Source organism: Paenibacillus sp. FSL H8-0537 (genome assembly GCF_038051995.1).
Classification (GTDB): domain Bacteria; phylum Bacillota; class Bacilli; order Paenibacillales; family Paenibacillaceae; genus Pristimantibacillus.
The window spans coordinates 702232-723705 of sequence record NZ_CP150290.1 but is presented as its reverse complement, the minus strand read 5'-3'; the positions used below and the strand labels follow the sequence as shown (position 1 = coordinate 723705).

The following is a 21474-nucleotide window of genomic DNA, read 5'->3' as shown; positions in this document are numbered from 1 at the left end:
TTAGGTAGATAACGGTTCTCCTGTCCGCTTAAAGCCTGAAATCGTTGAAAAAGCTAGAATAGCGGCGCCTCAGTCCGCCAAAAAAAGGGCGAGCTTTCCAAGCCGCGTAGCCTCAGCAACAATGGCCTTAGTCATTAAGCAAGAAGCAGCAGGCCGACTCTATTTTGTAGGCACGCCCTAGTATTTGGAAGATGCATAGGAATAGCTTAAAATAGAGCTACTAATGAAAAGGGGTGGGAACATGCCATTGTATCACGTTTCTTTGCCAGCACTTAGCACCTCCCCAGGCTCCATCGCTGTTATGCAACCTTTGCCCGATGAGCAAAATAGGTCAGTGCTTGCCTTAAATCATGCATGCGAGTTGTGGAAGCTGAATCTTGCTACAGGACTTACTGAACAACTGCTTCAGATTGATATCCCTGAGCTTAATACTTATCATCCGGTGCAAATCGTCGTCAGCAAAAATGGACAATATGCCGCGATTTCGAACCGTTTTGGCCGTCATGCCGCAGTTTATGATTTACTCGCCCGCCAACCAATCATGAAGCTGTCTCGCGATGACTACCATTCAGAGGTATGTACCTTTCCGTTAGCTTTTGCCGAGATTGACGGGCGTTCGCTACTTATTCATGGCACAGAATGGAACCGTCTAGACTTGACTGATGTGAAATCAGGGGAGCTTCTAAGCAACCGTCCCCAGACCAACTATGACGACGATGGCTATCTTAATTATTTTCATGGCAAGCTTTACGTGTCACAGGATCAGCATTGGGTCGTAGATACGGGCTGGGTATGGCAACCGGTCGGTGTTATTCGGTTCTGGAATGTGCGAGATTGGATGAACAACGCTCGTGAGTCGGAAGATGGCGCTTCCGTAGGCACACCTTGGCATATGCTTGTGGACTGGGATTTGCCCGTCGCTTGGGTAGATGCACACACTATGGCAATCTGGGGACAAGTGGATGGCGATTTTTTCGAAGAGGAGGATTTGCCGGATGAAGGCGCATTGCCTGTCGTTATTTTGTTCAATGTGGTGACGGGTGAACGCTCTATTTTATTAAGAGAGGCTCCTGCCTATAAGACCACTTCGCAGCAAGAGGGTGTGTTTCCTCATCCACAAGGACAATTAGCAGCAGATGGCGTTCGCTTGTTCTTATGGGGAAAAAGGATGAATATGACCGTATGGAACAGGCATGATGGTGTACAAGAAGTGACGGAGAAAGACTTCTGTCCCGATATCTATCATGAAGAGGCGCGGCTATTTTTACAATTGGATTTGCAGGGCGAAATTTCAGCTTGGCGATATACGCCTTAGATGAGCCTCCTATTCGACTCTGGGAGGGACTTCGGCTTCGATCGCGATTAATTCATACAGGTCATTTACCGAGCATCCAATCGTATCAGCGATGGAAATCGCTGTCTTCAAGGGCATCATTCTTTTATTTTCTATAAAATCGTTTATCCGTTCGTGTTTATAATGCAGCGCTTCGATTAATTGACCAATGGTCATGTGTGCTTCCGCTAACCGCTCAAGCAGCAAGCAGCGCCCAAGTTCAAATTTCATTTTATCTCCTCCTAGAACTATATTTGACCTATTCATAAGAAAGTGGATCAGCTGCCTGTTTCCGCCCTTAAAATAATGCCCAAATGTTCGCCACTTTATCAGTTTCGAACAGCAACTACTATTTTACCCTGTAAAGGTGAGGTTGATATGAAAAAAAGTTCACTGGACGATGTAGATTCCGCTAAGGAAAAAGCATGAATATGGCAGCAGAATGGAGCATCCGTGTACTGTCAGTAGAGCCAGAATTGCTACATTTTCCTGATGTGCATCAGGATACGATAGGGTATCGCACAAAGCTCATTCATCCGCAGAAAATAGAGCTGTATCGCTATGAGTGCATTCAAGTGACCGCGGGCACTGCTGGCACTTCGTCCTGGGTAGCTTTCACAGCGATAGTGATGGAGATCAACCCGGAATCGCTACTGCTCTTCACAGCTCCCATGTATCAGGAGCCGTTAAAGGAAGCACATACAATCAAGCGGATTTTCTCCCCACTCCATTCGATTCAAGGTGCGGAGCAGATCATCGCGTGTTTTGGTTATTTCCCGCCCTTTCACTACGATGAAATATGGGATGCAAGGTGGGATAGTGAAAATGAAGGCTCTAGTGATGACAAATGCTTGACCATTGCCATTAAGCCCTCTTTAGTTGAAGCGGCAGTGAACAATGTCATCTTCCGTTTTGAGGGTGTCTATGAAGAGAATCTCTCTTCTATCGAGGAGCACAATACTATTCTTCAATTGGAATTCGCTTACCAAGAAGAAGCGATACGGGTTGTCATCGACTCAGAAGAAGGCTTTGGCGGACAATTTCTGTGCCGCAGCGTCCGTGTCAGTTGGGGAAATTAAATAAGGCTGACGCCGGTCAATGACCGATGTCAGCCTTGTGCTGTATATTTCCTGCAAGCTACTGTTGCAGAAGCGCTTTATTTTTATCAAAAAAACGGGCATTATGCGAGGAAACACCAGCCATATCAGAAGCCGCTGGCTCAAGATAAAGCTTTGCGCTATTGACGGCTAATCATCTATGTAAGAAATACTCATAGTATGCGCCTTGCATGAGTAATACGATCTCCCCAATAATCCCTATACCAAAAAAACAGAAATAGTAAGTTGCCGATGATACCTCTTTGTTGAATAGCTCTTTAAAAGCCTGAATAAACACGCGGTCGAATTTGAACCAACTTAGAATCCAGCCAATAATGAGAAAAGTAAGGATCGCCATATTCTACACGCCACCTCCAAATAACGATGTTTGGTTAAGTTTATTCTATTATAGCAGGAAATCCATCAGACCGATAAAAGCGAAAGGTATTGAGTTAAGGAGAAGCTGACACAGCCCTTAAATTTGCGTCTGCAAATCTTTATCCCGCTAATCTTAGCCGTCAGCTGCGTTTAGATATCCTTACTATTGAATAGTAATAATGATTATTCCAAAAAAAATAATGAATATTATTTTATAGCATGATAGCATTCCAATTGTATTCCAATCTATTTGCGAAAGGAAAAAACAATGGATATTAAAATCGAAACTTTGCCGAAATACCGCATTGCCTATGTGCGACAGGTTGGGCCATATGGTCCTGCCAATTCTCAAGCCATGGAGAAGCTGAAAAATTGGGCCAAAGGGGAACATCTGCTTACTGAATCGACAATCCTGCTCGGGGTGCCGCAAGATAACCCTGAAACAACACTACCGGAGAACTGTCGATATGATGCATGTATTGTCATTTCAAGGGAATATCCAGATGATGATTCCATTTGCGAGGGCCAGCTTGATGGTGGAACGTATGCTATTTGTACAATCAAACATACAGCGGAAGCCATTCAAAGAGCATGGAATGAAATTTTTCCATACTTACAAAACGGCGGATACCAAATGGACAATAAACCGATTTTAGAAAGATATATCGGTGATATGCTTGAGAATGATTTTTGCGAAATATGCGTGCCTGTTAAACCCCTATAAATTCCAATAACACGTAGATGGAGTTATGACAGGTCAATTGCTCACAAGAGCTACACTTAATAGCCGGAGATTACCACTGCTTACTCCTACGAAAGCTTGAAGGTGATGGCAGGCAACCGCAGCGATTACAAAATGGAAGAATCACATCGACAAACACAAATAGGCCGCAGTCACTCGTATGAGAGTGACTGTTGGCCTTCTTTGTGCAACGGTAAACTTCAAAACCATCTGCGTTACGCTCCTGGTATCTATCTTATTTCTGCGGAGCCATATTATTGTAGATGCGTGCTGCATTCACTTTTCCTGTGCTTACATCCTCTGTCGTAAATCCAGATACGATATTGCCGACTTTAAACTCCTTTTGCAGCAGCTCTTCAGACGGCTCGGCTGCCGTTGGCCCTTCGATGCCCATTCCAGTTTCTGAGGTTACGGTTACCCATAAGTCACCAACCTTAAAGCTTTTTCCATCTGTGCTCACTTCCGTAATCTCACCCTCGATATTGACAACCGCTTTGCCACTCGTAGGAGGCTTCGTTGCAACAGCAGCCGACTCCGGTGTTGTATTTGGCACATTTGTTGTATTTGGTGTATCCTGATTCATCGCGAAGATGCCTACCGATAATACTGCACATGCTGCAATACCAACTGTCCAGCCTGTTAACGTTCTTTTTTTAGCTTTTTCCATTTTAAACGACTCCTTTTGATTGCTGCTATTTGGTTGTGCTGTCTTTTCCATTTCCGACATTAGCTTCTGATAGGTTGCCTCTTTAAAATTCTCACTTGTTTTCACACGGGACATCGCGGATTTATAAACAGATTTCTTCATCCTCCAGGCCTCCAATCTTGTCTTTTAAGATAAGACGTCCTCTTGCGAGCCATGTTCCTACCGTTGCTGACTTAGTCTGCATGATATCCGCAATTTCCTTGATGGAATATCCCTCATAGTAGTGCAGATGAATTGGAATTCGATATTTCTTGTCCAAGGCCAGTACAGCCTGCAAGATCCCATTTTCTTCTGGTGGGAGATAGCTAAGATCTTCGGGAACAGGATTTCTGCTTTTGAACCATCCGGTTTTCAGCATATTTTTACTTTTATTAATGGTTAATCGAATCAACCACGCTTTTTCGTGTTCACTGTTTTCAAACACAGGGCGCTTCTGCAAATAGGTGAGAAATACCTCTTGGGTCACTTCTTCTGCATCAGCTATATTTTTCAGGTACGTAAAGGCTATTTTAATCAAGCTGTGTGAATATAGATCCAAGGCCCGCCGTACAGATTCATTGAGCTCATATGAATTGTACACCTCAGCACCCCCTTTCACTTTTAATACAACTGAGAGTTCTAATATTTTTCATTGCGTCTACTTTTTTTTAGCATGTAATGATTTCCACTAAAATATCCGTTTCATTCAAAGGGTGAGAACAAAGCCATGAGCCTCTCATGACTGCCCCTTACATTGCAATATTAAACATGTGCCGATTGCTGTAGCTATAAGACGAAATTAAAAAAGGCACCTGCTCGGGCGCCTTTTTGGTTCTATTCCCACTTACTTCACCTTCTAGCGCCACCGCTCCCCGCGCTTCTTCACGTAGTTCGTCAACACATACCGCCAAGGAATAATGAAAGGAAAAATCACGACCAACAAACAGGCTGAGGCCGTCTCCCATGTTGACTCATCCATTTGGCCAGCTGTCCATAATGGCAGTGCAACAACGATCAGCCAAATGGACTTCCACCCCAATTCCCACAGCAGCAAGGGCAGCATCTGCAGCGGATAGCGCAGTCCCAGTATGGATAAAACCGAAAAGGAAGTCAGCATGCAGGCAACCACTCCATCCATTAGCTCCCACGACTTCTCCTGATGAATGATCTGATCGATCACTGTTGGCCATTGCACAATACCGAGCCCCACAACAATGAGAAGGTAAAGCGCCCTCAACAAATAAAGACGTAGCAATGAAACCTCGTTTATTTCTGTGTTTTTTTTGATCAAATTCATTCTTATTCCCCCTCTATTCAATATAAATTGGCTATTCAGTCAGTCATGAAATAAATATAAAAAAACAGTCTGGCATGTATCCAGACTGCGCTAAGAGGTTCATGCACCTTAATATGTATTTTGTATCGAATCATGATTAGGTGTTCATATCCGTTAAAGCTGGGATATTGATTTCTTTCACACACGATGCCTTGGACAGACTGACTACGCATTTCACTAGAGCAACGATATCCTGAAGTGGAATTCGTGTCCCATTATAGGCGGAGAGGGCCCGCTCACTTCCTTCTTCATAAGGAATTTCAGCTGCTAGCTCACCCGGGTTGATACAAGTAACGGCAATACCGTCACTTCTTGTATGCTCTCTGAGAGCTTCTGTAATGCCACGAATGGCAAATTTGGACGCGACAAAAGAGACCTGCGTGCTGTTTGAATTGTTCAGACCGGCGGTCGAACCGATGAGAATAATTTTACCAGCTGTCGATTGCCGGATATGGGGTAATACTGCCTGAATGCATACAATGGCCGAAGTGATATTTACATGAATCAATTGACTTATATCCGCTGGTTCATCTTTATCAAACGTATAATGATCTTCAAAACCTTCCTTTTCCCAAAGCCCCACATTGTAAATGAGAACGTCCACTGTTTCGTTTTGCAGCTTATCCGTGACGAGTGCAGCGGCGTGCAACTCAGACAAATCAGCCTGTATCCATATCCGCTCTACACCATCATTCAAGTCCAAACTTTCAGGCTTGCTTCGCGAAACGACCCATACTTTATCTCCTTGCTCAGGAACTCCTCTGACGAATGCATCTCCTAATCCTTTGCTGGCACCGAATACAAGATAGGTTTTCATGTTGAATACTCCTTCCTTCCCTATAAAATAAAGAATATCTTTTTAAATCATGCTAGTATTCTATGATCCTGTCAATTCTTAAGCAATGATGAAGCTGAATAAATGGGCAAAGGGAGAAAATCTGCTTACCTAATCGACATTCCTACTCGGAGTTCCACAAGATAGCCCTGAAACAACAAAAACGGAAAACTGTCGATATGATGTATGTATTGTCATTTCAGAGGATTATCCTGATGATGTTCCATTTGCAAAGGACAGCTTGATGGTCAACGTATGTTATTTCCAAAATATGCGTGTCTTTTAAACCAATATTTGCTACGTCGTGGCTCTCTACCCAGAAATCTTTGTTTGAACTCACACAAACAGCGCTTAATCCTCCAGTTAAGGACGATCAAACGCATATATTGGCACCTCTTCAAATTCAAAAAACTAGATCTTAAAGTATAAGTCTGTTGTTTTTATCTTTTCAATTAGGAGTACACCAAACTGGACCTACCCATGGTTGGTGCACATAGTACCCGTTGTTATTCCAATTACAAATTTCACCTATACCGTATAAAAAGAATAAAGCAGCGGCCCATACCGCACTAATTCCACCTAAAGCCGTCGCTATACCCGCTGCTCCTCCACCCGCAGCTAATACTTTCTGTATCTTACTAGCCTCACTAGCGTTTATAAAAAGAACATGTCCATACCATTCTGTTTCGACTGTGAAAGAAGGTTGAACCATATCGATGATCGTGTCATCGGCTTCATTATTGATTTGTAAATCTAAGAGACTTCCATTTGTTATAAAGATTCCATCTTCAACTTATTTATTAATTGCAATTAAGGTTTCATTAAATTTGTCAAAAGCTACTTTAGAAACGTTTGCGGATTCATAATCTTTATAAAAATTATCAAAACCACCATTAATAAATACAGCCGTTTCTTCTAGATCCGAGTTAGCGATTTCTAATGCAATTCCCAAATTTTCATCGGTTATTTCTGGAAGCCCAATTACTGCTTGATTGTATATTTGATTTTCATTAGGTAAGGATGATGCAAAGGTCGCTGATACATTGGATGTCGAAAAAAGCAGAGCAAAAGCAGAGATTGCCGTTACAAATTTCAATTTCCATTTATTCCTCAACAAAATCACTCCTTTTTTTTATTTTTATCTCGTAAAGCAAAATACCCTATTAACAAAGAGATAATAGCAATTAATATTGCAAATATTTTCTTCACAAATATCATTTCACCAAAAATATTTCCGAAAGAATCTAACAATAAAAATATAGCTACTATGCAAAGTGTTATTTTAATTGTTTTATTCAAAATTGCTCCCCCCACTACTTTTTTGTGCTGTTATACAAAGTGCCGTAATCCGACTTCCTCCACCTGTTTCCGCTTACAAATCACCCTTCTTTTCAACGGGGATAAGTATACAAAAGTAATTGTATCTAAATTTTACCTTTTTTAAAACTCAAAAAAAATAGTCCTAACGAATCAATTCAATTATCTAAAATGGTATGCTTTCAATACTTACAGGCAGTTCTACGTTTTTTTCTTAGAGTAAAGAGCGTGCGCTTTTAAACTTGCGTCAATTGTACCTTGAGTCAGCTATTTAGCTTCCGGCTTTATTATATTTTCCGCTCATATGTTTGTTCGTTAGCTGCAATCCATGCATATTTTATTGGATATTTTACAAAACTATAGTGTGAACAACATGACTTAATCGAGAGGGGGAAAAAGCACAGTTGGCTAAGCACACAGACACAAGCTGGAAAAATGATCATCCAAGCACTTTGCTCAGTAACTCTGTCCAAAAGGCAAATCATGCGGTGAAGCAAGCGATGTCTTATCCGGAAGAGCAAACAGCTAAGCAAGCATACGATTCAATAGCACATGCAGAAAATGCGCTAGATAATGCAGAGCAACATCACGAACACATGGACACCGTCCAGCAAAATAAAGAGCAGCTAGAGCTTTTGGAGCATCAATTGGACGAACTACAAGAAAATAGGAAAGATCGGTAATCATAAGAATAAAAATAACCTCCTTACGTTGTTCATAACGAAGGGAGGTTATTTTTATTGCACACTCTGACCAATATGCAAGTTAACTTGAGAGCGTCAATCCCATCCGCTAACTTGACAACCTACTACAAATTGTAGTAGGTTTTAGTTACTACATCATGTAGTAACCAAGCTCGTTATGGACGCATAACGAAGTAAAGAGGTGTTCACAGTGAACCAGATTCAAAAGTTGTCGGATACGGAATTAGAGCTAATGGAGGTGATTTGGGAGTGCACCCCGCCAGTCACATCTACTGAGCTTCTAAGCTTGTTTGCTCTAAAAGGAAAGGAATGGAAAGCACAGACCATTTCTACTTTCCTCTCGCGCCTAGTCGAGAAAGGTGCGCTGACTACTACAAGGCATGGACGGATCAATAAATACGAGCCGCTTATTTCGGCCGAGGATTACAGGCTAATAGGGACGCAGCACGTCTTGGATGGCTTATATCAAGGCTCCGTAAAAAACATGGTTTCGGCTTTGTACGATGGTGATAAGCTATCTGACGAGGATATTGCGGAACTTAAAAAATGGCTGTCGGAAAAGTAGGTGCTGCATATGAATAGCCTTTTTGCATTGATGTCCAGCCTAACCGTAGCTGGAACTGTCGTTGTCACATTTATTTGGTTAACACAGCACCTATCCACCGCGATTTGGCCTACGAAGTGGCGGTACGTCATTAACAAAATGGCGGTAGGCTTGTATTTATTACCCGTCGTTCTTATCATTCAGTGGATTTCGCGAATGGTTCCATTCCGTACGCCAAACGATCCCAGCATGAATGAATCTACTTCGAGCGTACAGCACGCCCATCCCGGAGCATTATTGAGCTTCAAGCCTGAGCCGCTCTTTCCAGAATGGTCGATTTCAACAAATGCGGCCTTTTTTGTAATAGCCATATGGGCAATCGGAGTTGTAGCTTTTGCAGCCTGGCAGACTTATTGTTACCGTAGATTTTTAAAGCAGCTGGCAAATACGAGCACTGCCGTCCCATTAAACAGCGAGGCGGTTAACCAGCTTTACCTGATTAAGCAGGCTCTTGGAATTAAAAGCAAAGTCCGGCTTGCTTATAGCTCCTCTATTCAGAGTCCCATACTTGTTGGCCTTTGGAAACCTGTCATTTATCTTCCTATGGAGAGTACCGCAAACGTAGACATGAGCATGATCATCCGTCATGAGCTGATTCATCTGAAACGCAAAGATTTATGGATTAAAGTGTTTATGCTAGGAGCCAGCGCCCTGCATTGGTTTAACCCTTTTGTTCATTTTCTTCGTAAGGACATTCATACATGGAGCGAGCTATCCTGCGATGAAGAAGTGGTCAAAGGCATGTCCCAGGCCGAGCGCATACGTTACGGGCAAACGATTTTAAACGTAATTTCAGAATCAAGAAATATCCCCGTACAGTTTGGCGCCTCTTTATCCGGTGATGGAAAACAATTAAAAAGGAGATTATCCCTGATGCTAAATGTTAAGAACCTGAGCAAGAAAACCATTTTTCTATCTGTTTCAACCGTATTTGCGGTAGCTTTAATCAGTACATCCGCTGCGGTATGGGCATCAGACAATACGCCCCAGGTAGCTGAGGATAAAGCGGTCAGCGCTCAAAATCAAACGGCCAACTCATCAGCGGAACCTGTTCCGGTGCCTTCCTCCGCTCCATCTGAGGCAGCTAGTGATATTCAACCGAGCGTAACAGAAGCCGTTCCCGTGCCTTCCACAGATCCATCTGAGTCGGCTGGTGATATTCAACCGAGCGTAACGGAAGCCGTTCCCGTGCCTTCCACAGATCCATCTGAGGCAGCTAGTGATATTCAACCGAGCGTAACGGAAGCCGTTCCCGTGCCTTCCACAGATCCATCTGAGGCAGCTAATGATATTCAACCGGGCGTAGCAGAGCCCGCTCTAGTTCCTTTTACCACTCCAGCTGAGGCAGAAGTTAAATAGTCTTTATTTAGTCGTAGGCTTATTGTGAAGGGACCGTCCCAATAGTGATTAATTCTGTGGTGCACATCCCCAATGAGCTAGACAGGAATCGTTTCATGAAGAAAGCGCAGGTCCTTGGGCAGAATTAACCCAAGACCTGCGCTTTTGGCCTCTTAGAAGCTCTCTTAAGTAAATCGTGAACAAGATACAGCCCCTCCTCCCCCTCTAGACCAGGAAAAAGCTTCCCCCAAAGGAGGAAGCCTATTCAATGATTCAGGATTCCACCCAAGTAGGCTACCTTATCCCGGATTTGCAGAAATGCCACGTTGCCTTCTACATCGGCCAGCTTTTCCTTGGCGTCCTTGATTTTGTTCTCGAATCCAGCGATGAAATCAGTCGCCACATCCTCTTGAGCCAAAATTTCGCCAAACTTCGTGACCAGCACCGGCCAGTTGGTCCACACGTCGGTCTGAGCCTCGTCGACGACAACCGTCGTCGCTATTTTCTCCAGTTGATCGGTTACTTCGGCGTTAATTGCGTTCCCGGCGATAATGAGATCTGGCGCATACTCCAGCAGACTCTCCATGTTAACCGTCGTGTTCTCGCCTACAACTACTAATTCGTCAATCTTGTCTACATAAGGCTTGTAGTTGTCCGATTCCAGCGAGGAGCTCTCCTTCGTAAACGGCAATGCGAGTCCCACGGTCTTCAGATCGAAGAGCAGAATTGATTCTATGTAGCCCCAGTGAACCACCGCGATGCGCTCTGGCTGCTTCTCAATGACAATGCTTCCGTTGGCGGCCTCAATGGTGCGCGGAAATGCCGCTGACTTATCCTGCCCTCTGACGGCACTCGGTGATGGGCTAAGCGAAGGACTCGGCGCCCCTCCATTATTCGATCCCGCATGGCCAGAGCAAGCACTCAAGAACAAAATCAGGCTCAGCAATCCAACGATTACGGGATAACTTGTTTTTCTCGAATTCCAATACATGACTAACATCCTCTTTTCTGTTACCTTTACCGATAACAATTCTCATTCACTATTAAAACAGTACCATCATAAGCACTGGATGAGAATGGAGAGATTCCCGCTCAAGGGATGGACGATTTCCACGGCAGGCATTTCGCGTCAGCGTTCAAGCTCCCTGCTGCTCAGTACAACCTGGCTGGGGGCGATTCCTTTATATTTTTTAAACAATCTGCTGAAATAATACGGGTCTACGTATCCAACGCTGCGAGCAACGGCGGATACTGAGAATTGCTTTGTCTGCAGCCACTCCTGCGCTTTGTTCATCCGGTAGTGAATCAGGTAGTCGATGGGTCCCATCCCCGTATACTTAGTGAATAGATGCGAGAAATACTTGGACTTCAGCTTGTATCGCTCGGCTAGCGCCGCAAGAGTAATGGGCTCCATGAAATGCGCTTGGATATACAGGATAGCATCCTCAATTACCGGATAGCTTTCCTTATTCTGGCCATGCCGCTCCGATTGCAATAGGTTGGCAACGACCTGATAGAAGATCGACTTCTTCTCCAGCAAGTTCATGAAATCGGGGGAGGAATCTGCCTCAATCAGTGCGTCAACGAGCCGAAGAAGATCGGGCGAAAGCGCAGCCTCCAGCACGGCAATATCCTGTGGCTGTCTCGCTGGTGCTGCTCCAGCCGGACTCCCATTCAACTCGATAAATTCGTTAGCTTTGACTTGGATAGAATCAATGGGTAAATAATGAGCCAAACAATACCGAAATCCTTGTTCACCGGAGAGAATCTCAAGCTGCCTGCCCACGCCACCGATCAGTACCTTGCCCGGTACTAGGAGGTAGCGCTCTTTGTCATCGAATATAAACTCCGCTTCCCCATCCAGCGCAATAATGACAGCACACTTTGTCGTCGGCTTGTCCACATGACCACCGTAAATCCGGTTCGCTTCAAGCCGTGTTCGGTACACACCGTACAGCCTAAGCGGCGTATCAGCAAAGTATTGAGCCAACTCCTCGTAAGCGTAACCCACTGTTGGCAACCTCCCAGCTTATTCAATCATCCGTTTTATCTCGTCTACAATTAGACGAGGCTCTGTGTACATAATCATGTGCCCGGAATGCGGAGCCTAAATCAAACGGCCTCTCGCTAATGCAGCGACCGTCTGTCGATGGGCTTCATGAAGCGCAGGCCGAAACTTTTGCTCCATACGAGACATTTGAGTGCCAGAGATGACGGACACCTCTATGGCCTCCAACTTAAGCGGATGCTCCCTAAGCGCTCTTAAGTCCTCAAGGAATGGCGCTCCTTCAGCTAACATCGTTCTAGCTGCCTGCAGAGTGAAGTCCTCCTTGTAGTGTTCCTTATATACATCCTTAGGTAGGAGCCTGCCAGGCCTGCTCCCCATTAGCCGATACAGACCCGTTCTTGCAAGAAGCGGAATCAGCTTATTCATTCTCGCGTAATGCTTCACTGTCGATTGTTCAAAATATAGCCCACAATGCTCGTCCGATGGATCGACCAGAACAAGCCCATGTATGTGTGCTGGATTCATCGCAGCTGCCGTGCGAATGATCGGTCCGCCCCAGCTATGCCCGACGAGGATAAATGGGCCTGTTCCCAAATGGTTCAACAAGCAAGCCAGATCTTCCGTTATTCTAGCCAGCGTCCTTGGCGCCTCGTCCGGCTGGCTCCTTCCGGTGCCCGCGCGGTCGTAGACGACGGCTCGCGCATATTTTGCAACTAGCGGCTGTACAAGCCCCCAAGTGGAGCGGGACAAGCCCATGCCTGATTCGAATACGACGGTAAATTCGCCTGCTCCGTTCTCCATATCATGCAGCTGGCGCCCGTCCGTGGTCTGAATATATTGGCTGTCTCCAAACGTGTGAGTTCTCGTGTCCAGCATTGTCTTTTTCCGCCCATCAATTAAGAATGATTATCAATCATATTTTACGCGAAGGGAGAAGAATGAACAAGCGCCGTTGCTGATGCTGCCGGCACCCAGACCGCTTTTGCAGGACTTGCATACGTAAGAAACATCAGCTAAATAATTTGGGCCACTCTTTTTATCTTTACCTAACACTTCCCCTCTATGATCAAATCAAACCCCATTTTTCGACATAGAATCAACGAAAGGCTTCAGCATTTCCTAATCAATATGGATAAATTGTTAATCTATGTGAAATAAATCATCTTAGGAGTGACGTCATGAGAAGATTACGGAATTTATCCTTGCTTATTAAGCTAGTATCAGTGATAGGGCTCGTGCTGCTCCTTGTGTTCAGCGCGCTAATCACAGTCAATCTAACTCAACTGAAAAAAGTCAGTTCAGCCAAAGGAGAGCTGGAAGCCCAGAATGCCGGCAAAGCGTTCGCCGTTATGCTGGAGAATCAGTTGACATCCGTCCATTCAACACTTGGCGCTTTGTCGGATACCTTGCTTGAGGCAAGAGAAAATAGGAGCATGTCGCGCGCAGATATCGTTTCTCTGTTGACCCGTATGCTGGAGCAGCGCCCGGAGCTTCTTAGCTTCTATACCCTTTGGGAACCGAATGCCTTCGACAACAAAGACGCGGAATCTGTTTCATTGACGGACTACGATGACAAGACGGGGCGCTTCTTGCCTTGGATTGTTCGCAGTGGAGGCGCAGTTGTCGCAAAACCGAACGTAGACTACGAAAGTCCGGGGCTAGGCGATTATTATCACATACCTAAACTGACGAAAAAAATGGTCTATATGGAGCCTTACGCCTGGGAAATAGACGGACAGACTGTACAATTAATGTCGATCATCATGCCGATTGTGGATGAGAAGGGCGAATTTCTGGCCATTATCGGAGCCGATATTTCCTTAGATCATTTGCAGACGGAAGCCGCTAGCTATAAACCACTCGGTGGCCATGTTGCGCTCGTAACCGGAAACGGCAACTATGTCGCCAATCCTGATAACCCCGATTCGCTCGGCCAGCCATTCGGCGATAGCAAGCAAAATGAAAGGCTTTGGCAGCAGGTACAGGAAAAAGAAACATTGAAGGGCTATACGCCGAATTCCCAAGGACTGAATATATTACGTTCATTTGAGCCGATTCAGCTGCCGGGAGGCAATGCTTCATGGTACGCCGTAACATCGGTTAAGGAAGATATTATTTTCTCAACCTATGCCCACAACCGTATGATTTCGATTTTGATGGCCAGCTTTGCGATGCTTATGATCGGTTTGCTTGTGACGCTCCTTCTCCGCTATATTGTGCTGCGCCACATTCGTGCGCTAGTCGGGAAGCTGCAAATAATGGCAGAAGGCGACTTAACGCAAAAGCTGGAAGTGAAATCCGGCGACGAGTTTGGACAATTAGCGCAGCATTTCAATGTAATGACGGACAAGCTGCGAGACATGTTCCACATGGTTGCCGATTTGACAATGTCTATCGGTGCGACGTCAGAGCAATTGACGGCGAGTGCGGAGCAAACGAGCCAAGCATCGGAAGCCATCGCCGCATCGATGCAAGATACCGCTGAAGGAGCGCATACCCAAAATACTCATGCTGAACACACCACGACAGTAATGTCGGAAATGGCTCTTGGCGTGCTGAGGATCGCCAAATCATCCGCGCAAGTGTCTGAATCGGCAAGCGGAGTAGCGGAGCAAACGGCCGACGGCAGCAACCGTATCCTCCAAGCTGTCAACCAGATGGAGCAAGCGCAGCTTGCCGTGACTGATACGGAGCGCGCGATTGGTCGGCTTAGCCAGCGGTCAGAAGAGATTGGCAACATAATCGGCATCATCACAAGCATCAGTTCGCAAACGAACCTGCTCGCACTGAATGCCTCCATCGAGGCTGCCCGTGTCGGTGAACAAGGAAAGGGGTTCGCTGTCGTTGCCTCAGAGGTGCGCAAGCTTGCCGAACAGACGCAGTATGCGGCTGAACAGGTCAGAGGACTGATTGAAGGAGTTAGACATGATACTGCAGAGGCCGCCGCAGCAATGGCCAAAGGCAGCTTGGAAGTCGAAGCGGGGGTGAAATCTGTAGCAGAAAGCGGCAAGTTATTCGAAGCTATCACATCAGAAATGACCGACGTCAACAGTCAAATTCAAGAGGTATCCGCTTCGGTCCAGCAAATATCAGCAAGCGCCGAACAGATCACTACGACAACTGCGCAGCTGGCTCACATCGCACAAGAGACATCAGGCAATGCCCATAGCGTAGCCGCTGCCTCTGAAGAACAGCTTGCCTCTATGGAGGAGATCGCCTCTTCCGCCGATGCGCTAAGCCATATGGTTCAAGAATTACTCGACAAAATGGCCCAATTTAAAATATAACCTGAGCGGTCGTTTCAGCAGGAAGAACCATTCACCCGAAGTGAAAGCACTTTTTTTCCAGCAGAAAAACCCACCTTTAGGCTGAAGCGGCCCAGGTGGGTTTTATGGCTCCCATGCACCATTGCTTCTTTATCGAATGAGGGCTACTTCTGTGCAATCGGCAGCTCTAACAAGGCATCGACAAAAGTATCTAACGAGACTATTCGGCTTGCATAATCATAATCATTTAGAGTGTCACTAATTGGATAAAACATGATATTCTTTTCTCGTACTGCCGGAATCGTATTCCATATGCTAACGGAAGAAAGCTTAGCCTCCAGGCCTTCTATAGTTGGATCAAAATTTGAATAGGCGATAATCCCCGCTTCGGTCAAGTATTGATCAATAACCTCTAATGAAATGGGCGAATAATAGCCCTCCGATTTCGGATTCCCTCTGTTAAAAAACTCTTTTTCGATGCTTTCAGGCGCCTGCATCCCTAGATCCTCGTAGATAATTCCCCTCGTTTTATCACCTTGCAAGCCTGGGGTACCGTCCTCCACTCCTTGCAAAAACGCAATTTTCTTATCATAAAGGCCCGCATCAATAAGACGCTGCTTTGCGGCTTCGACTTTAGCCCTATATTGTGCGATCAGTTCACTGGCCCGCTCGGGCATGCCAAACACTTCACCAAAGAAAGTCATCCGCTCTTCCAAAGCAGCCATTTCATTATAGAAAATGGTAGGGGCTATTTTGCTTAACTGCTCGATCGAGGATGATGACCAGGTTGGAGAACCAATAATAAGATCGGGATCAAGCGCCATAATGGCTTCCAAATCATCTCCCGGAACCACTTTAACAGCTGAGACAAACTGTCCCCATTGCTGTATCCATTCTTCAGGCCGCTCCGATGGATCGCCGTATTTATCAACGCCAACCACGGTCTTGCCGAAAGGTAAAATATCGCCAACATTATTGCCTACCAAATATACAATCCGCTGGGGATCGGCAGGAACCTCAACGTCTCCATGCTCTGTTTTGACAACCCGTGTTGGTGCCACAGTCTCTGTCTCCTTCGCTTCTGCACTTGACGTTGCTTGAGCTTGCGACTGTGCCGGTGCCGAGCTTGGAGAACTTGTATTCGTTGGTGCAGCCGATGTACATGCTGATAAGAGCAGCATGAGGCTTATGGCCGCCGCTAAAAAAAGTTCCTTGCTTCTCGTCTGTCCAAACATTGATAACTCCCCGTCTCCTGTAGTTTTCGCTAGTCTGTCTAGTTCTCTCTCATTGTAGAGGTGGTGAGAATTGTTATCAATATCACTTTTGGTAAAGTTATCAATCATTTTTCTTCTATAATCGCTTGGCGTCATTTGATTATACTTTTTAAACATACGGTTCAAATTCAATTCATCTGTAAAACCGCACCCAATGGCAACCTCTTGAATCGTTACATTGGGTTTTTGCAAATAACGTTTGGCTGCCTCAAGCCTTTTCTCATTCAAATAGGCCTGCAAGCTTTTCTGCTCGCGTTTCCTAAACAATTTGCTTAGAAGGCTCCTGCTAATAGGAAGCATTTCCGCCAGTCGTTCAATAGACACCGATTCGGTGTGATTTTGATCCAAGTATTGCTTAACCAGCTCCACATAATCAGGCTCAAAGTAGTGAATATGTCCTTGTTCCAGCTCCTTGTATATTTCATAGATAAGCTGATAGAGCGTAATCTTCGCATAAAAATGATTTTGAGCAGACTCCCGATTCCAGTGTTCATACATGCTCCGGCACTTCTCCATGAAAAAAACGGGATTCTCTGGCGAGAACCCATACACTTGTATAAACGGATTGATTTGCTCTAGCAAGCGGTGCAGCTCTCTTTTGTAAAATGGGGCCGTTTCGGATTTATACATGACCATGTACATCTCCAAGCTTGTATCGGTAGGATGAATGGACAGTTCTGTCCCTTTTCCCCCATGAAAAATACCAAATCTCCCCGCTTGATAGAAGATACGATCCAATTTTATGCTAGCCGTCCCCCCGTGGGTGTAGACGAGCGTGCTAGTCGGCAGCTTATAGTTCAGCATTGGCGTATCTGGATGAATCAGCTTGTAGCGAACATCTATTAATGAAATGGAAGAGCGTGACCATAGCCGAACAGCCATATCTATCATTTCTTTTGTAAAATGGTTGGTCGATCCCCTATCTCCTTGCATCTGTCTGCCCCCTTGAGTAAGCGTCCTAATTGTATGGTAGTCCAAATGATTATGGTTATCAATAACAAATTAATGACTGGCAGCTAGAGCGACTTTCTCTCCATGACGATCAAATCATTTAAAAAAGCCTCCACCGTCTCATTCGACGGTGAAGGCTTGAGTTACTTTTGCCCTTTCTTTAGGAAGGCTTTTGTAGAGTAAATAGTCTTTGCACAGGAATATTAGCGTGCAGCAGTAATTTCACCAGTACTTACTGTTTGGGTTGCTGGGGCCATATAATTGATTGCATCAGCTCCTGTAAGTGTATATTCAATCGTTATTACTTTATTGGTTCCTACAGCTGCGTCATTGTAAGTGGCTACAGCATGTACTTGTACGTCATCCCCAATAATCACATTAGCTAGTGCACCTGGTGTTACGTCTGCAATTGCAGTTCCATCATACACTTTAGAAGCTGTTAATGTTGGTGCCGTAACCGTTAATTGTTTTGCAGTAATTGTACCTGTCACTGTAATGCTGGCTGGCGGCGTATAGTTTCCTACCTCTATCGGTGGCCCCAATAGAATATAAGACACGGTTATCGACTTATTTGTTCCTACATTTTCATCATCATAAGCTCCTGAAGCAGCTACCGTTACGTCATCCTCCGGACAAATCCCTTCGCCTACACAGGATCCATCTCTTGAACCTGCTGTTACAGCTGCTGCTGACGTTCCATCATACACTTTGGTAGTGGTTATCAGGTCTATGATAATACCTGTATCTACACTCGATTGTACGTATACCGTGTAGTTAGTATTGCTTACAGGGGCCATATAATTCCCATGATCAGCACCAGCTATTGCATAATCAACAGTTAATGGTCTGGCATGATCTGGAGAAGATGTATCATAAACGGCTTCTGCATTCACGGTCACATTTTCGCCCGCAACAATCCCAACTAAAGATCCTGCTGCAACTACTAATGATGTATCTCCATCTTGCGTTTCTACAAGTGTAAATACCGGATCCCCGATCGTCAATTGCGCGTTTGTAATGACTCCTGTATTTACTGTATAGCTTGCAGGCGCCATATAATTGGCTGCATTTGCTCCACCCAACGTATAAACCACGGTGATTGTTTTGCCTATACCGATTGCTGCGTCATTGTAAGTAGCTACTGCATTCACGGTTACAGTGTCGTCAGCTGCAACTCCGATTAATGAGCCCGCTGTCACAGCTACTGATGTCGATCCATCATACATTTTTTCTGTTGTCAACGCTGAATTCGAGACGGTTAACTGTTTGATACCAATGACTATATCTGATGAAGCAATAGATATGTTGTTCGCATGATCAACGGCATAAACGACATAAGTACCTAATGCTAAACCTACTGTGCTAATCATTGAATCTGTGTTGGCTGTTATCGATTGCTTTTTGCCTAACGAGTTCGCAACAGATTGCTCCAGATCTGTAATGGTTTTCGCTGTTGTTGAAGGAACCAGATACAAATAGCCACCTTCATTGCTTCTACCCGATACGTTATCTCCAGCTGAAATTTGACCACTGGTTATATGGGATAGAGTTGGAGCAGTCGTATCCGCTCCTCCAGTCGAAGGTGAAGTCGACGCAGCTGCACTACCTACTTTATCCAACAGTCTAATTGTGCTTTCAAAAGTCGTACCGTCCTTAACAACGGAGTTAATCGTCACTTTTTCAATAGTGCCCGTTCCTAGAATCTTAGCTACAGTATCTAAGATAAGGCTAACTATATTGGCATCAGTGCCAAGATTAAGCGTCGTATCTGTTGCTGTTAACGCTGTGATAAATTCCTTGATAGTGCCCTCAGGGATATCAACCTGAATTTTACTGCCTTTGACCGTTAAGGAATCAAATGTTCCTTTTAAAGTCACCTTCGAACCTGCGGATAATAACTCGGATAAAATAACCTTGCTGAAGCCAGTCCCCGTGGTGCCCGATTCTTGAAGCGTGGCTGGGGAAAGAATCGCAGCTTCTCCCACTGTTGTGGAACCCTCCACGACAATACGAACAGGTCCTTTTTTCTTATCAACGATAAGAGATGTTACGAATGTATGGTTTAGATAGATGGAATTCACGCCGCCACCCTCTACCCGGGTCACACCCTTTATCGTTACATTATTAAGGTGTGCATCGCCTTCTTCAACGCCTTCACTAAATAATAGATTCCCGGTAATGATGATATTCTGCAAAGTAACGCCCGTCACGCTAATGACTACATCACCTTCAATTGTCTCCGTTCCAGTTGCAGGGCCATAGGTTCCTGCTGAGCTGTAAACGGTTGCTTTGGCATTCACTGCACGGTCTAGCGTAACGACTGCCTCAGCACGCGTAATAGGTTTACTAGGCTTGAAGCTATTGTCCTTCGCATAGCCCTGCAGAATACCTTTAGCTACTGTGGCATCAACCGCCGCTTTCGCCCATGAGGCTATGGAGCCTGAATCGGTAAAGCTTGCTTCCGTACTTGATATATTCGAGAGAGCTAGAAGATGATTTACAACAACTGCAACTTCTTGCCTGCTAATAGGTTTATTTACACCGATTGTTCCGTCCACATACCCCTTTATGTAGCCAGCTTTCACAGCTTTGGAAACCTCAGCATATGCCCAACTAGATGATGTCACATCACTAAAGGAAACTGGTGCTGTTTCGGTAAATCCAAATGAACGGTTAATCAAAGCGAAAAACTCTGCTCTTGATATGGTATTGTTCGGTTTAAAGCTGCCATCTTCATAACCTTTAATAAAGCCTTTGTCGATCCAAGCCGTAATTTGTCCTTCTGCCCAGGTTCCCTTGATGTCAGATTCCGAAGACTCTGTTGCACCATAAACGACATTAAACGATGAAAACAACATAACTGTAATCAATAGAGTGCTCAATAGAGTGGTCACAGGCCTTTTAGCATAGTTCATTGATAGTATTCCTCCTATATGATTACAAAGTATTACTAGTAACAACGTACCATAAAAATCGCAGTTAATATATATTATTTAGAAAGTTCCGTAACGAGCGTGCAATCGAATTCTTCCGGATACATCGTACAGTAATAAAGAAGGCTGACAATTCGGTGCCAAAGCACATCGAAAAGTCAGCCTTTTTATTGATTTACCTCGCTCAGTTAACCGGCACGTTATCATAATCGCCAAACCTCATCCCGTCAAGAGATCATTTGCAAATGAACGACATTACTAGGAATCCCCCCTTATTGTGTTGAAATTGGAATGAATTTCAGAGCATGAAGGGCGAAATGGCTTTTTTCATTTTATCCGGTTTCACGTAAAATTTTCTTTAGGTTGATGGGGATATAGAGGATGTAGGGATATGCACACAACGGACAGGAAAGGAAGAATGGCATGAACCGAGTAGACAAAATCAGATTTATCCTTCTTTACAATAAAGCTCCTGAAGCGAACGGTTTCGGGTACATGGAGTTGAATCAGGATGGTCATATGATCGCGCTCTACAATAGCTATGGCGAGGAAATCGATATGAATGGCGGACATGAATTTGTAAGAATACGGTTACTTGGAAAATTCGATGACGAGGATCGCGATAACTTCTATTCCTTGTTAGAAAGTGATGGCGTAGGATAATCTGCGTTCC

At 44.8% G+C, this 21474-nt stretch carries 20 protein-coding genes; 8 read left to right on the top strand and 12 right to left on the bottom strand.

Annotated features, from left to right (window positions below; translation table 11 throughout):
• Positions 1–241 precede the first annotated feature (241 nt).
• Positions 242–1315, top strand: a complete 1074-nt coding sequence (locus tag MHB80_RS03010; RefSeq protein ID WP_341280777.1) for a hypothetical protein — start codon at positions 242–244, stop codon at positions 1313–1315.
• Positions 1316–1324: 9 nt separating this feature from the next.
• Here the strand turns inward: MHB80_RS03010 and MHB80_RS03005 are convergent, their stop codons facing one another.
• On the bottom strand, positions 1325–1564 hold the full coding sequence (locus tag MHB80_RS03005) for a helix-turn-helix transcriptional regulator (RefSeq protein WP_341280776.1): 240 nt from the start codon (positions 1562–1564) through the stop codon (positions 1325–1327).
• A 200-nt stretch (positions 1565–1764) separates the two neighbouring features.
• On the opposite strand from MHB80_RS03005, the gene MHB80_RS03000 reads away from it, so the two are divergent.
• Together MHB80_RS03000 and MHB80_RS02995 are read left to right on the top strand one after the other, a co-directional pair.
• The gene (locus MHB80_RS03000; RefSeq protein ID WP_341280775.1) at positions 1765–2412 is read left to right on the top strand and encodes an Imm50 family immunity protein; all 648 of its coding nucleotides are present in this window, start codon (positions 1765–1767) and stop codon (positions 2410–2412) included.
• Positions 2413–3076: 664 nt separating this feature from the next.
• The gene (locus MHB80_RS02995) at positions 3077–3532 is read left to right on the top strand and encodes a GyrI-like domain-containing protein (protein WP_341280774.1); all 456 of its coding nucleotides are present in this window, start codon (positions 3077–3079) and stop codon (positions 3530–3532) included.
• Between the two features lie 253 nt (positions 3533–3785).
• On the opposite strand, the gene MHB80_RS02990 is transcribed toward MHB80_RS02995, so the two are convergent.
• The 6 genes from MHB80_RS02990 to MHB80_RS02965 all read right to left on the bottom strand — a co-directional run bounded on the left by MHB80_RS02990 (position 3786) and on the right by MHB80_RS02965 (position 7705).
• Positions 3786–4358 carry a hypothetical protein gene (locus MHB80_RS02990; protein ID WP_341280773.1) on the bottom strand — a complete coding sequence of 191 codons (573 nt, stop codon included), beginning with the start codon at positions 4356–4358 and terminating at the stop codon, positions 3786–3788.
• A complete protein-coding gene (locus MHB80_RS02985; RefSeq protein WP_338554265.1) occupies positions 4339–4836 on the bottom strand; it encodes a sigma-70 family RNA polymerase sigma factor in 498 nt (165 codons plus the stop codon). Before MHB80_RS02985 ends, MHB80_RS02990 begins: the two co-directional genes overlap by 20 nt.
• 255 nt (positions 4837–5091) lie before the next feature.
• On the bottom strand, positions 5092–5532 hold the full coding sequence (locus tag MHB80_RS02980; RefSeq protein ID WP_341280772.1) for a hypothetical protein: 441 nt from the start codon (positions 5530–5532) through the stop codon (positions 5092–5094).
• A gap of 136 nt (positions 5533–5668) precedes the next feature.
• Positions 5669–6388 carry an SDR family NAD(P)-dependent oxidoreductase gene (locus MHB80_RS02975; protein ID WP_341280771.1) on the bottom strand — a complete coding sequence of 240 codons (720 nt, stop codon included), beginning with the start codon at positions 6386–6388 and terminating at the stop codon, positions 5669–5671.
• Positions 6389–7199: 811 nt separating this feature from the next.
• Positions 7200–7520, bottom strand: coding sequence for a hypothetical protein (locus MHB80_RS02970; protein ID WP_341280770.1), 321 nt, complete (start codon positions 7518–7520; stop codon positions 7200–7202).
• Positions 7521–7525: 5 nt separating this feature from the next.
• The gene (locus MHB80_RS02965) at positions 7526–7705 is read right to left on the bottom strand and encodes a hypothetical protein (protein WP_341280769.1); all 180 of its coding nucleotides are present in this window, start codon (positions 7703–7705) and stop codon (positions 7526–7528) included.
• A gap of 422 nt (positions 7706–8127) precedes the next feature.
• Between MHB80_RS02965 and MHB80_RS02960 the strand changes: the two genes are divergently transcribed.
• The 3 genes from MHB80_RS02960 to MHB80_RS02950 all read left to right on the top strand — a co-directional run bounded on the left by MHB80_RS02960 (position 8128) and on the right by MHB80_RS02950 (position 10390).
• Positions 8128–8406, top strand: a complete 279-nt coding sequence (locus MHB80_RS02960; RefSeq protein ID WP_341280768.1) for a DUF2564 family protein — start codon at positions 8128–8130, stop codon at positions 8404–8406.
• A gap of 211 nt (positions 8407–8617) precedes the next feature.
• A complete protein-coding gene (locus tag MHB80_RS02955; protein WP_341280767.1) occupies positions 8618–8992 on the top strand; it encodes a BlaI/MecI/CopY family transcriptional regulator in 375 nt (124 codons plus the stop codon).
• 9 nt (positions 8993–9001) lie between these two features.
• Positions 9002–10390, top strand: coding sequence for a M56 family metallopeptidase (locus tag MHB80_RS02950; RefSeq protein WP_341280766.1), 1389 nt, complete (start codon positions 9002–9004; stop codon positions 10388–10390).
• A gap of 244 nt (positions 10391–10634) precedes the next feature.
• Here the strand turns inward: MHB80_RS02950 and MHB80_RS02945 are convergent, their stop codons facing one another.
• The 3 genes from MHB80_RS02945 to MHB80_RS02935 form a co-directional block, all read right to left on the bottom strand.
• A complete protein-coding gene (locus MHB80_RS02945) occupies positions 10635–11360 on the bottom strand; it encodes an ABC transporter substrate-binding protein (RefSeq protein ID WP_341280765.1) in 726 nt (241 codons plus the stop codon).
• 138 nt (positions 11361–11498) lie between these two features.
• The gene (locus MHB80_RS02940; protein ID WP_341280764.1) at positions 11499–12380 is read right to left on the bottom strand and encodes an AraC family transcriptional regulator; all 882 of its coding nucleotides are present in this window, start codon (positions 12378–12380) and stop codon (positions 11499–11501) included.
• Between the two features lie 96 nt (positions 12381–12476).
• Complete coding sequence (locus tag MHB80_RS02935; RefSeq protein WP_341280763.1) at positions 12477–13253, bottom strand: alpha/beta fold hydrolase; 777 nt, start codon at positions 13251–13253, stop codon at positions 12477–12479.
• Positions 13254–13555: 302 nt separating this feature from the next.
• Here MHB80_RS02935 and MHB80_RS02930 point away from each other — a divergent pair, with 302 nt between their 5' ends.
• Positions 13556–15664: a methyl-accepting chemotaxis protein gene (locus tag MHB80_RS02930; protein WP_341280762.1), complete on the top strand. Its 2109-nt coding sequence runs from the start codon at positions 13556–13558 to the stop codon at positions 15662–15664.
• A 143-nt stretch (positions 15665–15807) separates the two neighbouring features.
• On the opposite strand, the gene MHB80_RS02925 is transcribed toward MHB80_RS02930, so the two are convergent.
• Both MHB80_RS02925 and MHB80_RS02920 read right to left on the bottom strand, forming a co-directional pair.
• The gene (locus MHB80_RS02925; protein WP_341280761.1) at positions 15808–17850 is read right to left on the bottom strand and encodes a helix-turn-helix domain-containing protein; all 2043 of its coding nucleotides are present in this window, start codon (positions 17848–17850) and stop codon (positions 15808–15810) included.
• A 221-nt stretch (positions 17851–18071) separates the two neighbouring features.
• Positions 18072–20783, bottom strand: coding sequence for a YDG domain-containing protein (locus MHB80_RS02920; RefSeq protein ID WP_341280760.1), 2712 nt, complete (start codon positions 20781–20783; stop codon positions 18072–18074).
• Between the two features lie 441 nt (positions 20784–21224).
• On the opposite strand from MHB80_RS02920, the gene MHB80_RS02915 reads away from it, so the two are divergent.
• A complete protein-coding gene (locus MHB80_RS02915; protein ID WP_341280759.1) occupies positions 21225–21464 on the top strand; it encodes a hypothetical protein in 240 nt (79 codons plus the stop codon).
• Positions 21465–21474: the final 10 nt, after the last annotated feature.

What these genes read in the sequence shown, in the direction of transcription:
- MHB80_RS03010 (WP_341280777.1), top strand. Translation starts at nt 242, where the DNA reads ATGCCATTGTATCACGTTTCTTTGCCAGCACTTAGCACCTCCCCAGGC.
- MHB80_RS03005 (WP_341280776.1), bottom strand. Translation starts at nt 1,564, where the DNA reads ATGAAATTTGAACTTGGGCGCTGCTTGCTGCTTGAGCGGTTAGCGGAA.
- MHB80_RS03000 (WP_341280775.1), top strand. Translation starts at nt 1,765, where the DNA reads ATGGCAGCAGAATGGAGCATCCGTGTACTGTCAGTAGAGCCAGAATTG.
- MHB80_RS02995 (WP_341280774.1), top strand. Translation starts at nt 3,077, where the DNA reads ATGGATATTAAAATCGAAACTTTGCCGAAATACCGCATTGCCTATGTG.
- MHB80_RS02990 (WP_341280773.1), bottom strand. Translation starts at nt 4,358, where the DNA reads ATGAAGAAATCTGTTTATAAATCCGCGATGTCCCGTGTGAAAACAAGT.
- MHB80_RS02980 (WP_341280772.1), bottom strand. Translation starts at nt 5,532, where the DNA reads ATGAATTTGATCAAAAAAAACACAGAAATAAACGAGGTTTCATTGCTA.
- MHB80_RS02975 (WP_341280771.1), bottom strand. Translation starts at nt 6,388, where the DNA reads ATGAAAACCTATCTTGTATTCGGTGCCAGCAAAGGATTAGGAGATGCA.
- MHB80_RS02950 (WP_341280766.1), top strand. Translation starts at nt 9,002, where the DNA reads ATGAATAGCCTTTTTGCATTGATGTCCAGCCTAACCGTAGCTGGAACT.
- MHB80_RS02945 (WP_341280765.1), bottom strand. Translation starts at nt 11,360, where the DNA reads ATGTATTGGAATTCGAGAAAAACAAGTTATCCCGTAATCGTTGGATTG.
- MHB80_RS02935 (WP_341280763.1), bottom strand. Translation starts at nt 13,253, where the DNA reads ATGCTGGACACGAGAACTCACACGTTTGGAGACAGCCAATATATTCAG.
- MHB80_RS02930 (WP_341280762.1), top strand. Translation starts at nt 13,556, where the DNA reads ATGAGAAGATTACGGAATTTATCCTTGCTTATTAAGCTAGTATCAGTG.
- MHB80_RS02925 (WP_341280761.1), bottom strand. Translation starts at nt 17,850, where the DNA reads ATGCAAGGAGATAGGGGATCGACCAACCATTTTACAAAAGAAATGATA.
- MHB80_RS02920 (WP_341280760.1), bottom strand. Translation starts at nt 20,783, where the DNA reads ATGAACTATGCTAAAAGGCCTGTGACCACTCTATTGAGCACTCTATTG.
- MHB80_RS02915 (WP_341280759.1), top strand. Translation starts at nt 21,225, where the DNA reads ATGAACCGAGTAGACAAAATCAGATTTATCCTTCTTTACAATAAAGCT.